This window comes from Actinoplanes sp. CA-030573 (genome assembly GCF_050951115.1).
Classification (GTDB): Bacteria; Actinomycetota; Actinomycetes; order Mycobacteriales; family Micromonosporaceae; genus Actinoplanes.
Genome location: NZ_CP192038.1, coordinates 1,320,751 through 1,334,932 on the forward strand (window position 1 = coordinate 1,320,751; position 14,182 = coordinate 1,334,932).

The window sequence follows — 14,182 nt, forward strand, 5'->3', positions numbered from 1 at the left end:
GCCGGTCGCTTCATCATCGGCCTGATGCGCCCGGCACACCGGCCGGTGCGTCGCGCGCGGGAGGTGGGGTCCGATGCGGGATCGACGGTGGCGCCTACTGGCCGGGATGTCGGCCGTCGCAATCGTGGTGGCCCTGCTTCCCCCGGTGGTGACGGCCCGGCCCGCGGCGGCCGCGACCTCGTGCCCGTCCGGCGGCTGTGCCGTGACGGTCGACGTGCGCGACTTCGCGAGCGGCCAGCCGCTGACGAACTTCAACTACCTCGTCAACGTCGACAACACCCGGCTGCCCAGTGACCCGCTCGCGCTCAGCACCGAGAGCAACAGCCCGATCGTGGCCGAGGGCGACCAGGACCGCACCATGCTGCACCTGCCGGCCGGCCGCTACCTGATCTCGGCCCGCTCCCTGAACCACAAGATGTGGGGCGCCTACCTCACCCTGCCCAACCCGGCCACCGCCGACGGCTCGGCCACCGCGCGGATCGACCTCACCGAGGCCAGCGACGCGCATCCGCTGCCGCTCGGCAAGATCCGGGTCTTCGTCTTCGACGACAACGCCTGGACCAACGGCGCGCCCGACACCGAGGAAGGCGGCGTCGACGGCTTCACGGTCGACCTCAAGGAGCAGACCCAGAGCGACGTCACCGTGGACTACCACAACAACCCGCTGTGCGGCGGCCAGTGCCTCACCGACGGCGACGGCTTCTCGCAGATCGACAACCTCGGGCCGGCCACCTACTACATCGAGGTGCACCCGCCGGACAAGCCGTGCAACGACGACCCGGACAGCCGCTGGCACCAGACCACGACGATCGACGGCGGCCTGCAGCTGCTGGCCCCGGTCGAGGAGGGCAGCGACGGCACCGGCGCCCCCGGCGAGCAGCTCTGGGAGCCGCCGAACACGCGTACCGCGTACTGGTTCGGCTTCGTCTGCTCCCCGCAGCCGTTCGGGGCGAGCGGGACCGGCGAGATCACCGGGCAGGCGCGGAACTGGGCCGAGTGGGCGCCCTACACCACCGGCACCTACAACGACCCGGTGGAGAACCCGTTCGTGGCGCTCTCCGACGCGACCACCGACCGGACCGTCTACGTCGGTCAGGGCGACGGCGACGGCAACTTCGACATCCAGAACGTCCCGGCCGGCAGCTACAACCTGGCGATCTGGGACGAGCAGCTGAGCTACATCATGCGGTTCAAGCCGGTGACGGTGGCCGCCGGGCAGAGCGTCGACGTCAACGACACCGGCGACGACGGCCAGACCGGCATCGGGGTCTCCCGGTGGTTCGGCTGGCTCGACGGGCACGTCTACAAGGACACCAACAACAACGGCCGGCTCGACCCCGGTGAGCCGCTGCTCGCCAACACCGACGTCGACCAGCGCTGGCGGGACGGCTCGATCAAGGAGGCGACCTTCACCGACGCGCACGGGTACTACCAGTACCCGACGGCCGAGGGTGGGCCGCTGGGCCGGTGGATCATCAACGAGCAGGGCTTCGCGCGCTTCTCGGCGTACCCGGGCCCGTCGGTGCACGACGAGCAGACCGGCGCCGTGACGCCCTCCTGCGCCGCACCCGCGCCCGCCAACCCGTGCATACCCACCGACCAGGGCGGCGGCCTGCTCACCAACCAGAAGCTACTCGAGGGCCACCGGGCCACCGTCGACTGGGGCAAGCGCGACTATCCGGCCGGCACGCCCGGCCAGATCGTCGGCATCACCTACTTCGCCACCACCCGCAACGAGTTCGACGCCCGCTTCCAGAACCACGAGGACTACGAGCCGGCCGTCCCCGGCGTGACCGTCTACCTCGAGGGCCCGGGCCCGGACGGCGTGGCCAACACCGCCGACGACGTGGTGCTCAACAAGTACGTGACCGACAAGTGGCAGCAGCCGGACGCCGGCCAGGACCCGCAGCAGCCGGCCGGCAACACGTTCACCCAGAACTGCAACCCACTCCGGGACTTCTCCGGCACCGACATCACCGCCCAGTTCAACCCGCGCATCGGGCCGAACTGCCTGGAGGTGCCGCTGGCCGGCCAGCCGACCAAGGACGGCGCGTTCGACGGCGGCTACGCGTTCGCCGACTACTGCCCGGGCGGCTACGACCTGGCCGCCGACGACGGCACCTGCGTCGGCGGCGGCGACCCGCAACCGCTGGTCGCCGGCACTTACGTCACGCACGCGATCATGCCCACCGACGCCGCCGACACCCGGGCCTGCGGCGCGCTGGTCAGCTCGGCCAAGGGCGGCGTGCCCGGCGGCGGCGCCGGCTGCCTCTACCGGCCGGTCCGCGAGGAGGACGTCAACGTCGACCTCGGCAACACCTTCACCCCGGCCCTCCCGCCGCCGCCGTGCGCCGGCGACGACCACGTCATCGACCAGTCGACCCTCACGCCGCGCAGCGTCTACTTCGGCAAGCCCGGCGCCCACGCCCCGCTCTGCGACAAGCGGCTCGTGGTGCTCACCAACGGGCAGAACGCCAACGCCGACTTCCACCTGATGACGAACTTCCGGACCGACCCCAACGGCGAGGATCCGGCCGACAACCGGGTCGGCGACGTGGCGGTGCCGGGCCGCTTCGTGGGGCAGGTCTTCAACGACATCTACTTCGAGCGCAACCCGCAGTCGCCGTGGTACGGCGAGCCGCGCCCGATCGCCGGCATCCCGGTCGGCATCTACGCCCGGGTCGACGCCGACGAGAACAACTGGCGGCTGCTCACCACGGTCACGACCAGCCCCGACGGCTCGTTCGAGGCGCTGCTGCCGTCGACCGAGACGTTCAACTGCCCGATACCCCAGGGCCCGTGCCCCGGCATGTACCTGGTCAAGGTGGACGACCCGGGCAGCAAGGCGCACCCGAACGCGGCCTACAACCCCAACCTGCTGACCGCGACCACGCCGGCCGAGTCGTGGCCGGGCCTGACCACCCAGCTCGACCTGCCGCTCGACCCGATCTCCGGGACGGCGTGCGAGGACCCGGCCGTCCCGGCCCGGCCCGAGCTGCTCCAGGTCTCGACCCCGGTCGTGCCGGCCACCGGCTCGCGGCAGGTCACGGTGCAGGCCGACTTCATCGGGGCGGCCGGCACGGCGACCGGGCTCACCGGCGTACGCGCCACGCTCACCGACGACCGCAACGGCCAGACCCAGACGCTCACCCGGGCCAACGGCGGCATCGTGAGCTGGACCCCGGGCAGCGGCAGCACGCCCGACACGATCGTGCTCAACGTGCCGCCGCCGGCCACCAACACCGCCGCCAACCTGCTGCCCAACGCGACCTTCCGGCCCGGGCCGAAGCAGCTGACCATCACCACCGCGAACGCCAACGGCGGCGTGTCCAGCGTCAACGGCGTCACCGTGCACGTGTTCGGCAGCAACGGCACCGGGGCCAACACCGTCACGTACAACCCGGCGGTGGTGAACGTCCCGGCGCCGGCGACGAACGCGCACGCGCTGCAGAACGCGATCGACGCGGCGGCGGCCGGCAGCCTGCTGGTCCTCGCGCCCGGCGTCTACAACGAGAACATCCTGCTGTGGAAGCCGCTCAAGCTGCAGGGCCGCGGCCCCGGCGGCATCGTGGCCGCCCACGAGCTGCAGGCTCGCGACCCCGAGGACCCGCGCTTCAACATCCCGGGCACGGTCATCGACGGCCGGTACTTCCAGCAGAACGCCGGGGCCTACGACGCCGCGGTCGCCGCGCACGCCCCTTACGCCGGGGTGAGCACCGCCCATCCGGTGCTGCGCGGCGCCGACATCACGGTGCTGGCCAAGACCACCACGGCGTACGACATCGGCAGCTCCGCCACCACCTCCTTCAACCAGGCCCGGATCGACGGGATCGGCCTGAGCACCGGGCAGGGCGAGGGCGCCGGCGGCATCCAGCTCCAGGCGTCGATCAACAACATCCAGCTGACCAACAACGTGCTCGAGAACAACGGCGGCGTGGTGGCCGGCGGCATCGGGGTCGGCCAGCCGTACGACGACGGGGTCAACCACAACTACAACGTGCGGATCGCCAACGACCGGCTGATCGGCAACGGCGGACTCACCCAGGCCGGCGGGATCGGGATCTTCAACGGCGCCAACGCGTACGAGGTGGCCGGCAGCATCGTCTGCTCGAACTTCAGCGTGAACTACGGCGCCGGCGTGTCCCACATCGGGCTCAGCCCGGGCGGCCGGATCCACGACAACCAGATCTACTACAACGACTCGGTCGACTCGGGCGCCGGCCTGGCCATCGAGAGTGAGCTGCCGGTCGGCGGCGGGACGCTGGGCACCGGCACCGGCCCGGTCGACGTGGACCGCAACCTGATCCAGAGCAACTACTCCGGCGACGACGGCGGCGGCATCTTCGTGCTGGACGCGTTGACGGCGGCGATCAACATCCGGAACAACCTCATCGACAACAACGGCGCGGCCGACCTCGGCGGCGCGATCACCCTCGACGACGCCTCGAACGTACGGCTGGTCAACAACACCGTGGCCAACAACGTCTCGACCGGGTCGTCCGAGGACTCCGACGGGAACCCGCACGCGGCCGGCCTGGCCTCCGAGGCCAACGACCCGCTGTTCCAGGACACGCTGCCGGCCGGCGCGCCGGACTTCTCCCGGCCGGTCGCGCTGTTCAACAACATCTTCTGGAACAACGACGCGTTCACGCTCAGCCAGCCCGGCCCGGGCGCGACGCTCGTCGACCGCGGCTTCATCGACTTCGAGGTCCACGGCACGCTGACGAACACCGACACGTTCACGCCCCGCTACTCCGACCTGACCAACGGGCAGAACCTCGGGCCCGACGGCGTGCTGCGCGCGGTGCCGGGCGGCCAGGGCAACCTGATCGGGACCAACCCCGGCTTCGTGGCGCCGTTCGTCGACGAGCTCACCGTCTCCGGCTCGCGGCTCGACCCGCAGACCGCGGCGGTCACCATCACCGGCCAGGACCCGCCGGTCGGACTCACCGGCGACTACCACCTGGCGGCCGGCTCGGGCGTGCTCGACCGCGGCGTGCGGTGCTCGAACACGCCTGTCCCCGCCACCATCGCCGCCTGCGCGTCCACCGCGATCGCGGCGCCCAACGTCGACGTCGACGGCGGGTTCCGGCCGAACCTCGTCTCGACCCGCGTCTTTACCCCGTGGGACCTCGGCGCCGACGAACGCCCCGGCATACCGGTGCCGCTGTTCGCGACCATCATCGGACCGAGGAGGCTGCCGTGATCACGCGCCGGGAATTCCTCTGGGGGGCGGCGGGCACGCTCGCCGCCGGGGCCCTCGTCGGCGACGCGCGCGCGGCCGGGGCGGCCACCACCGGCGTGTCCCTGGTCGCCACCGACGGCTACATCTCGGTGCCCGGCCGGGAGGGCAACCCGCTGTACGTCTTCGGTTTCGTGCCGGTCAGCCCTGCGCTGTCGGTGGCCCAGCTGATCAGCACGTACAAGGGGCACGCGCAGCACACGGCGCCGACGCTCGACTTCCGGCAGGACGACGACATCAAGATCACGCTCACCAACCTGGGCTTCGTCCAGCGGCCCGACCTGGTCGACTCGCACACCGTGCACTGGCACGGCTTCGACCTGCCGACCCCGCTCAACGACGGCGTGCCGGAGGTGTCGGTGGCGGTGCCGGTCGGCAAGCAGCTCACCTACTTCTACCGGCCGCACCGCGAGGGCACGTACATGTACCACTGCCACTTCGAGGACGTCGAGCACGTGCAGATGGGCATGACCGGCATCGTCTTCGTCCGGCCCCGGCAGGACGGCACCTCGATCGGCGGCTTCACCCGGTTCGCGTACAACGACGGGGACGGCTCCACCGGCTACCACCGGCACTTCGCGATCCTGCTCAACGAGCTGTGGCGCGACTTCCACGACGGCGACCGGGACATCCAGGAGACCATCCCGACCGACTACGACCCGCAATGGTTCACCCTCAACGGCCGTCCCTACCCGATGACGGTGCTGCCCAACGACGACCCGTCGCTGCCGGCGTCGTTGCGGATCGGCACGCCGAACCCGAACTACGACGGCGCTCTCGACCACAGCCAGCCGAACTCGGCGCTGATCCAGGTCAACCCGGGGGAGCGGGTGCTGCTGCGCCTGGCCAACCTCGGGTACCAACAGCACAGCATGCAGCTGCCCGGCATCCCGCTGCACGTGATCGGGCAGGACGCGTCGCCGCTGCGGTCCGCCGCGTACTGGACCAGCACCCTCTACCTCGGGCCGGGCGAGGCCCGCGACGTGCTCTTCGACGCGCCCGCCTACGACGCGGCGCGCCCGTCGGGCACCGACTCGTGGGGCGCCTACAACGTCTACTTCTTCAAGAACCGGGACTGGCGCAAGCTGCAGAACTTCGCCTCCCCGGCGCCGGGACCGGGCGGCATGATGACCGAGGTCCGGGTGTACGCCCCGGCCCGCCCCCTGCCCGCGCAGACCGTCGTGAGCCAGACCTATGTCTGAGGGGGCCACCATGAGGTTCGCGGCCGTACTGACGCTCGCCGCCGCCGGCTGCCTGTTCGCGCCCGGCGCCGCCGCCGCGATCCCGGCCGGCGCCCCGCCGACCGGCATGGTCTGCACACCGGGCACGGTCGCGGGCGGCGTGCACACGTTCGACCTGGTGGCCGAGACCGGCTACATCGACACCCCGGACGGCAACAGCGTCTTCATGTGGAGCTACGCCGAGGACGGCGGCCACTTCCAGAGCCCGGGCCCGGTGCTGTGCGTGACCCAGGGGGAGACCGTCGTGGTCAACCTGACCGACAACCTGGCCGAGCCGGCCTCGATCGTCTTCCCCGGTCAGGACCAGCCGGTCACCGCGTCCGGTGGCAGCCCCGGCCTGCTCACCACCGAGGCCGCGGCGAACGGCGGCACGGTGCGCTACTCGTTCGTGGCCGGCAGCCCCGGCACGTACCTCTACGAAAGCGGCTCCGACATCGCCAAGCAGCTCGAGATGGGCCTGTACGGCGCGCTGGTCGTGCGCCCGTCGGCCGGGGCCGCCCTCGCCTACGGCCCCAGCACCGCGTTCGACCCGTCCCGCGAGTACCTGCTGCTGCTCAGCGAGATCGACTCGGACCTGCACCACGCCGTCGAGACCGGCGGCACGTACGACGTCAACGCCCGCCAGGACCGCTACTTCGCGGTCAACGGCCGCGAGTTCCCGGACACCATCCAGGACAACGGCTCCAGCCTGCTGCCGAACCAGCCGTACGGCGCTCTCGTCCGAATCCAGCCGACTACGCCGACGTCGGCGCCGGCCCTCATCCGCATGATCAATGTGGGCGCCTCGAACCATCCGTTCCACCCGCACGGCAACCACACCAGCCAGATCGCCCAGGACGGCCGCCTGCTGCCGGCCGCGACCGAGCACTTCGGCGAGACCATCGGGGCCGGCCAGACCGAGGACTTCCTGCTGCGCTGGGACGACCAGGACGGCTGGGACCAGGTCACCAACCCGCTGCCGGTGCCACCGCCGAACTTCCGGGACGTCTTCTTCAAGGACGCCAACACGTGGTACGCCGGAAGCCCGTACCTCGGCCACAAAGGTGCGCTGCCGAGCGGGGTCGTCAGCCAGAACATCTGTGGTGAGTGGTACTTCCCCTGGCACAGCCACGCGCTGAACGAGTTCACGAACTTCGACCAGGGCTTCGGCGGCATGGCCACGTTGCTGCGGGTCGACCCGCCCGGCGGATGCTTCGCCGCGCCCACCTCGGTGACGCCGCTCGGCAGCGTGCTCAAGTCGGGTACGGTCGCCGGGCTCGCCGCCGACGACACCAGCTACTACGCCGTCAACCCGCGCGCCACCACCCGGCCGACCGCCACCACCGCCGCGCAGACGTCGATCACCGTCGCCTCGGCCACCGGCTTCCCGGCCGCCGCCGGCTACTACGTGCGGCTCGACAACGAGGTGCTGCGGGTCACCGCGGGCGCCGGCACCACGACCTGGACCGTGCAGCGCGGGCAGCTCGGCACCACCGCGGCCGCGCACGCGAGCGGCGCCGCGGTCACCGCCCTGGCCACCGACTTCACCGCCGGCTTCACCGGCGTGCCGGCCGGATCCCAGCACCTGAGGGTGACCTACAAGGGCGCGAACTGTGCCACGACGACCGCCACGACCTGCACCGCGCTCACCGCCAACCTGCCGCAGCAGACCGTGAAGATCTGCGACTGGACGGTGGGCGGCGCGGCCGGGTGCTCGACGCCGGCCTCGCCCGGCTGGGTCACGCTGCCGCCACCGCCGGCCCAGCCGCAGTCGGTCGGGTCCGCCGACGTCGGCGCGACCTGGAGCCTGCCGGCCGCGGCGGCCTACCTCAACGGGGGACAGGTCCGGGTCCTGGTGCACACCGAGCGGTACACGTCCCCCGCCCCGGCGGTGTTCTCCACCTGGGGAAACCTGCTGGCGCTCACCTACGACGCCCCTTAGGAGACGGCGATGCACGTACGGAAGGGCGCGCTCGTCCTGGCGCTGGTGGCGGCCGGCCTGGCCGCACCGAGCCCGGCGTCGGCCGCGGCGGTGACGATCAACCTGTGCGCCGTGTCCGGGGCCGCCACCCTGGCCGGCGGGGCGAGCGTCCCGATCTGGGGCTTCGCCAGCGGCTGCGCGAACCCCGCGCTGCCCGGCCCGGTGCTGTCGGTGAACGTGGGTGACACGGTCGCGCTGAGCGTCACCAACGCGCTGCCCGCCGGCCACACGGTGAGCCTCGAGATCCCCGGCATCGACTTCGCGCCGGGCCCGGACTCGGCGCCGCCCGGCGGCACGGTCACCCGCACCTTCACGGCGACGGCGCCCGGCACGTACCTCTATCAGAGCGGCGGCGACGCCGGCCGGCAGGTCGCGATGGGCCTGTACGGCGCGCTGATCGTCCGCCCGGCGACGCCCGACTACGACGTGGAGGCGCCCCTCGTGCTGAGCGCGGTGGATCCGGCCTTCAACGCCGCACCCGACACCTTCGACCTGCACGCCTACCGGGCCACCTACTGGCTGGTCAACGGGAAGTCCTATCCGGACACCGCGCCCGGCATCACCGCCGCCGGCGGTCAGCGGCTGCTGCTGCGCTACCTCAACGCGGGCTACGACAACACCACGATGGCGATGCTGGGCACGCACGGCCGGGTGGTGGCGCGCGACGCCCGCCCGATCGCCGGCGACGTCGAGGTGACGGCCGAGACCATCCCGGCCGGCGCCAGCGAGGACATCCTGGTGACCGTCCCGTCCGGGGCCGGGCCGAGCCCGCACGGCTTCCCGCTCTACAACCGGCAGCAGCATGTCACCAACGGCGCCCAGACCGGCGCCGGCCCGCAGCCGGCCACCGGCGGCGGCATGCTGATCTTCATCCATCACTGAGGGGTCGCCGTGAAGGCATCGCCATCGACCTGGGTGCGGCTGGGCAGCGCCGTCGCCGGCGTGGTCCTGGCCGTCGCCGGCCTGTGGGCCTGGCACGTGGCCCGGTCGCCGGCCGCCCCCGCCGCTTCCGCCGTCCCCGCGCCGGCCGGCTGGGTGCGTCCGGCCGTGGCCGCCGACGAGCTGGGCCAGGCCAGCGGCGTGACCATCACCCGGGTCGCGGTCTCCGGCGGCGGCGGCCTGGTCGACCTGCGGTTCCGGGTGGTCGACCCGGACCGGGCGCACGCGCTGCACGACCCGGCCACCCCGCCCGCGGTGGTCGACGAGGGCTCCGGCCTGATCGTGCGCGACCTGCTGATGAACCACGAGCACAGCGGCGACTACCGGGCCGGCGTCACCTACTACCTGGTCTTCGAGAACCCCGGCAATTGGGTGCGGCGCGGCGCCCGGGTCACCGTGCTGCTCGGGAACGCGCAGGTCGAGCATGTGCGGGTGGTGTGAGCTCACCCTGGCCACCCCCGGGACCCCCGGCGGGCAGGTCGCGGAACGGTTCGGCGACATCGCGCCCCACGATGCCGCCTTCAGGTGGCTGTTCGCGTGCCTGCTCGCCGGGCTGGTCGAGGGGCTGATCGTCGCGTTGGTCGCCCTCCCGGCGCCCGGTGCACCGGCGGCGGCGCGCCGGGTTGTGCTGACCTTGGCCGCCGGTACGGGCGCGTTGGCGACGGTCCTGGCGGCGGTGCTGGGCCGGCCGTGGCCGGTGATCGCGGCGCTCGCCCTGCTGGCCGGAGTGGCTCGGGACCGGCCGAGCCGAAGGCTGCTCGCGTTCGTGGCCGTGGTGGTGGCCGTTCTGGTGGCGGTGCTCGCGGCGCTGGAGCCGGCGGTTGTCTTCGCGCCGGTGGGCGGCATCGCCGCGTACGCGGTCGCCCAGCTCACGGTCCGCGATTCGAGCGGGGTTCCCGCTTCGCTTGTGATCCGCGGCCCGGCTGATTCTGCTAACCGTCCCCCACCCGTTACTGGGTGGGGTGAAGTTACGGCCCGGGTACGACAATTTCGGCCGGCTGTCCACAACGGGGTCGTGGCCGGTTCGCTGCGGGAGCACGCCGGGCCGCTGATTGCGGTCGGTCTCGTCGTGGGCGCGGCGGGCTGGCTGGGTGCGCCGCCGGTGGCTGCGCCGGCGCCGGTGCTGCGGGCCGGGGTGGTCGGCGATCTCACGGTCTCGGTGTGGCAGGCGGGTGGGACGGTCACCGTCCGGACCGCCAGCGGGCGCCGTCCGCCGCCGGCACCGATCGACCGCGTCGACCTCGACCTCGGCGGGCGGGCGGTGCCGCTGTTCCGCGGTGCGTCCGGGCTCTTCGCCGGGACTCTCGACGCGCCGGCGGCCGGATCGGCGGTCACGGCGATCGTCACGGTGCGGCGGGCGGGGGAGCGGTTCACGGTTCCGCTCGCCTGGACCGCGCCGCGCCCTGCTCCGCCCCCGTCCCGGCTGCCCCGAGCCGAACTGCTGACGCTCGCCGTGCTGGCGCTCGCCGTCGTGCACCGGAAGATCGGGAAGGACGCGCCATGAGGCGTACGCTTGCTCGCGCTCTGTTGATTGCCCTGCTCGCACCGGCCGTGCCCGCGTCCGTCGCGCCCGCGCCCGTGCAAGCAGCGCCCGCCGCGCCCGCGCCCGCGCAAGCAGCGCCCGCGCAAGCAGCGCCCGCGCAAGCCGCGCCCGGCTTTGAAAGCGTCATCGTGCGGCTGCGCACCCAGGTCGACCCCGCTCGCATTGCCGGACATTCCCGACATGAGCGGCAGTCCGCGCTGGTTCGGGCCTTGAAGTCGCGGGCGAGCGCCGACCAGCCCGGCCTGCTCGGCCTCCTGCGCCGGCGGCGAGCGCAGGGCCTGGTAACGGCCACCAGTCCACTGTGGGTCGTCAACGCGATCGCGATCACCGCCGCGCCCTCGGTCGTCCGCGAGATCGCCGCACGCCCGGAAGTCGCCCGGATCGACCCCGACGCCACCGATTTCGTTCCAGCCGCAATACCCGCCGCGCCCACCATGGCCGCCGGGCACAGCGCGCCCGCCGGGCACAGCGCGCCCGCCGCGCACAGCATGCCCGCCGGGCGGACCATGGCCGCCGGGCACAGCGCGCCCGCCGGGCACAGCATGCCCGCCGGGCGGACCATCGCCGCCGGGCACAGCCCGACCGGCGCCCGCGCCATTTCCGCCGCGACCGCCACCTCCGCCTTGCCGACCGGACCCAACGTCACCGCCGTCGGCGCCCCGGCTCTGTGGGACCTCGGTCTGACCGGGCAGGGCGCAGTGGTGGCCGTCATGGACACCGGCGTCGACGCGAGCCACCCCGACCTGGCCGGGAGCTGGCGCGGCGGAGCGAACAGCTGGTACGACCCGAACGGCGAGCACCCAACCGTGCCCACGGATGTCAGCGGGCACGGCACCGCGACCGCCGGGGTGATCGTCGGCGGCGCGGCGAGCGGCACCGGGCTCGGCGTCGCGCCCGGCGCCCGGTGGATCGGGGTGAAGGTCTTCAACGATCGCGGCGTCGCCTCCACCTCGGCGATCCACAAGGGATTCCAGTGGTTGCTCGACCCCGACGGCAACCCGGCCACCGCCGATGCGCCCGACGTCGTCAACTCCTCGTGGACCGGGTCGGCGGCCGGGTGCAACGCCGAGTTCCAGCCCGATCTGCGCAACCTGCGGGCGGCCGGCATCATCCCGGTGTTCTCGGCCGGCAACTACGGCAGCGCGGCCGGCACCGTGCTGAGCCCGGCCAATCTTCCCGAGGCGCTCGCGGTCGGCTCGATCGACGGTGCCGGCGTCGTCGACTCGTCGAGCAGCCGCGGGCCGTCCGCCTGCGACCAGCGGACCGAGCCCCGGCTCGTCGCGCCCGGCGTGGGCATCCGGACCACCGACCTCTACGGCGGCTACCTCGACGCGACCGGCACTTCGGTCGCGGCGCCGCACGTGTCCGGCGTCCTGGCGCTGCTGCTCGGCGCCTACCCGGATCTGAGCCCGGATCGCCTGCAGTCGGCGCTCGAGACCACGGGCGGCGACCTCGGCGACATCGGGCCGGACAACGCGTACGGATATGGCCGGGTCGACGCCCCCGCCGCCTATCAGTGGCTCGCCACCGCGCCCGACTTCACCGTCGGCGTCTCCCCGTCGGCGCCGACGATCGCGCCCGGCGAACCGGCGACGCTGACGGTCACGGTCACGCCGGTGAACGGCTTCGCGGCCGGCGTCACGCTCGCGCTGACCGGCCTCCCGCCCGGCGCGTCGGCGACGATCACCGGCGCGCCGGCGACGATCACCGGCACGCCGGCAACGATCACCGGCGCGTCGGCGACGATCACCGGCGCGTCGGCGACGATCACCGGCACGCCGGCAACGATCACCGGCGCGTCGGCGACGATCACCGGCACGCCGGCGGCGATCACCGGCGCGCAGATCGCGATCACGACCACCACCTCGGTCACCCCGGGCGCCTATCTCCTAGCCGTCGCGGCGAGCGGGGGCGGACTGACGCGTACGGCGTACGCCCGCCTGACCATCACGCCCCCACCCGGATTCGCCCTCTCGGTCTCGCCGGCCTCGATAACCGTCACCCGGGGCCAGACGGCCACCTATACCGTCACGACCAGCGCGATCGGCACCTTCACCGCGCCCGTGACCCTCGCGGTGACCGGCGCGCCCCCCGGCATCACCCCGACCGTGACGCCGAACCCCGCGGCCGTGCCCGGCACGTCGAAGCTGCGCGTCACCACCACGTCGACCACCGCGCGCGGCACCTACACCCTGCGCATCACCGGTACGGCCGGAGCCGTCCAACATCAGGCGAGCGCCACGCTGGTGGTCCGCTGATCAGTCGGCGGTGACCTGGCTGGCGGCCGCGGCCCGCTCGAAGGCCGCGTTCTCCCGGCCGAGCACCCGGGCGATCATGCCGCCGAAGAGCGCGCCGAACAGGCCGGCGCCGCGGCCGGTCACCTCGATGGACAGGGTGTTGCGGGTGCCGCCGTCCTCCGGGGTGAGCCGGTGACGGCCGACCATGCGCAGGCCCATCCGCGTGGTCTCCCAGGTGAACTCGGTCATCGGGGTCAGGGTGGTCACGGTCCAGACGGCGGCCGTCTGGCCGGGCTGCTTCACCCGTGCGCGGCCGCCGACCTGCGGCGGGGCGGGATCGAGAGGCGTGACGCTCTGGACGGTCGGCATGAAGGACGGCCACTGGCCGACGTCGGTGGTGAGGCGCCAGACCAGGGACGGCGGCGCGCTGATGACGGTGCTGTGCTCCCGGTACATGAAGGCACTGTACCATTTGGTACATGGACCGTGAATCCCGTGAGGCGCTGCTCACGAAGGTGATGGAAGCCGTGGCCCGGGACGGGCTGGCCGACCGCAGCCTCCGCGAGATCGCGGCGAGCGCCGGCACCAGCCACCGGATGTTGCTCTACCACTTCGGCTCGCGCGAGGGCCTGCTCGCGGCGATCGTCGGCGCGGTCGAGGCTCGGCAGCGGGCGGCAATGGGCGCGATGACGGACGGCAGCGCGAGCGACGTGATGACCGGCCTGTGGGAGCGGGTGTCGAGCCCCGAGCTGCGGCCGTTCGTGCGCTTGTTCTTCGAGGTGGCCGCCCTCGCCACGCGGCCGCCGGCGGACATGCGGGACGGGCTGACCGCGCCCTGGATCCGGGACGCGTCGGCGGTGGCGGCCGCGGTCGGCGTCGAGCCCGATCGCGCCGCGTTGCGCCTGGGCGTGGCGGTGACCCGCGGGCTGCTGCTCGACCTGCTGGCCGGTGCGCCCCGCGAGGAGGTCGACGAGGCGTACGCCTTGTTCGTGCGCCTGGCCGAGCGGATCTAAGGTCGTG

General features: G+C 72.9%; 9 protein-coding genes. 8 read left to right on the top strand and 1 reads right to left on the bottom strand.

Annotated features, from left to right (window positions below; translation table 11 throughout):
* Window positions 1–73 precede the first annotated feature (73 nt).
* The 7 genes from ACQP2F_RS06055 to ACQP2F_RS06085 all read left to right on the top strand — a co-directional run bounded on the left by ACQP2F_RS06055 (window position 74) and on the right by ACQP2F_RS06085 (window position 13,183).
* Window positions 74–5,206, top strand: a complete 5,133-nt coding sequence (locus tag ACQP2F_RS06055) for a hypothetical protein (protein WP_433301426.1) — start codon at window positions 74–76, stop codon at window positions 5,204–5,206.
* Entirely contained in the window at window positions 5,203–6,444 is a 1,242-nt protein-coding gene (locus ACQP2F_RS06060) for a multicopper oxidase domain-containing protein (protein WP_433301428.1), read from the top strand. The genes ACQP2F_RS06055 and ACQP2F_RS06060 overlap by 4 nt, the downstream gene beginning before the upstream one ends.
* A gap of 10 nt (window positions 6,445–6,454) precedes the next feature.
* Window positions 6,455–8,404, top strand: a complete 1,950-nt coding sequence (locus ACQP2F_RS06065; RefSeq protein WP_433301430.1) for a multicopper oxidase domain-containing protein — start codon at window positions 6,455–6,457, stop codon at window positions 8,402–8,404.
* Window positions 8,405–8,413: 9 nt separating this feature from the next.
* Window positions 8,414–9,325: a multicopper oxidase domain-containing protein gene (locus tag ACQP2F_RS06070; RefSeq protein ID WP_433301432.1), complete on the top strand. Its 912-nt coding sequence runs from the start codon at window positions 8,414–8,416 to the stop codon at window positions 9,323–9,325.
* A 9-nt stretch (window positions 9,326–9,334) separates the two neighbouring features.
* Window positions 9,335–9,823, top strand: a complete 489-nt coding sequence (locus ACQP2F_RS06075) for a hypothetical protein (RefSeq protein WP_433301434.1) — start codon at window positions 9,335–9,337, stop codon at window positions 9,821–9,823.
* Window positions 9,807–10,886: a hypothetical protein gene (locus ACQP2F_RS06080; RefSeq protein WP_433301436.1), complete on the top strand. Its 1,080-nt coding sequence runs from the start codon at window positions 9,807–9,809 to the stop codon at window positions 10,884–10,886. Before ACQP2F_RS06075 ends, ACQP2F_RS06080 begins: the two co-directional genes overlap by 17 nt.
* Window positions 10,887–11,134: 248 nt before the next feature.
* On the top strand, window positions 11,135–13,183 hold the full coding sequence (locus ACQP2F_RS06085; protein WP_433301438.1) for a S8 family serine peptidase: 2,049 nt from the start codon (window positions 11,135–11,137) through the stop codon (window positions 13,181–13,183).
* Here ACQP2F_RS06085 and ACQP2F_RS06090 read toward each other — a convergent pair whose 3' ends face one another.
* The gene (locus ACQP2F_RS06090) at window positions 13,184–13,618 is read right to left on the bottom strand and encodes an SRPBCC family protein (protein ID WP_433301440.1); all 435 of its coding nucleotides are present in this window, start codon (window positions 13,616–13,618) and stop codon (window positions 13,184–13,186) included.
* A gap of 23 nt (window positions 13,619–13,641) precedes the next feature.
* Between ACQP2F_RS06090 and ACQP2F_RS06095 the strand changes: the two genes are divergently transcribed.
* On the top strand, window positions 13,642–14,175 hold the full coding sequence (locus ACQP2F_RS06095) for a TetR/AcrR family transcriptional regulator (RefSeq protein WP_433301442.1): 534 nt from the start codon (window positions 13,642–13,644) through the stop codon (window positions 14,173–14,175).
* Window positions 14,176–14,182: the final 7 nt, after the last annotated feature.

What these genes read in the sequence shown, in the direction of transcription:
- ACQP2F_RS06065 (WP_433301430.1), top strand. Translation starts at nt 6,455, where the DNA reads ATGAGGTTCGCGGCCGTACTGACGCTCGCCGCCGCCGGCTGCCTGTTC.
- ACQP2F_RS06095 (WP_433301442.1), top strand. Translation starts at nt 13,642, where the DNA reads ATGGACCGTGAATCCCGTGAGGCGCTGCTCACGAAGGTGATGGAAGCC.
- ACQP2F_RS06080 (WP_433301436.1), top strand. Translation starts at nt 9,807, where the DNA reads ATGTGCGGGTGGTGTGAGCTCACCCTGGCCACCCCCGGGACCCCCGGC.
- ACQP2F_RS06070 (WP_433301432.1), top strand. Translation starts at nt 8,414, where the DNA reads ATGCACGTACGGAAGGGCGCGCTCGTCCTGGCGCTGGTGGCGGCCGGC.
- ACQP2F_RS06055 (WP_433301426.1), top strand. Translation starts at nt 74, where the DNA reads ATGCGGGATCGACGGTGGCGCCTACTGGCCGGGATGTCGGCCGTCGCA.
- ACQP2F_RS06090 (WP_433301440.1), bottom strand. Translation starts at nt 13,618, where the DNA reads ATGTACCGGGAGCACAGCACCGTCATCAGCGCGCCGCCGTCCCTGGTC.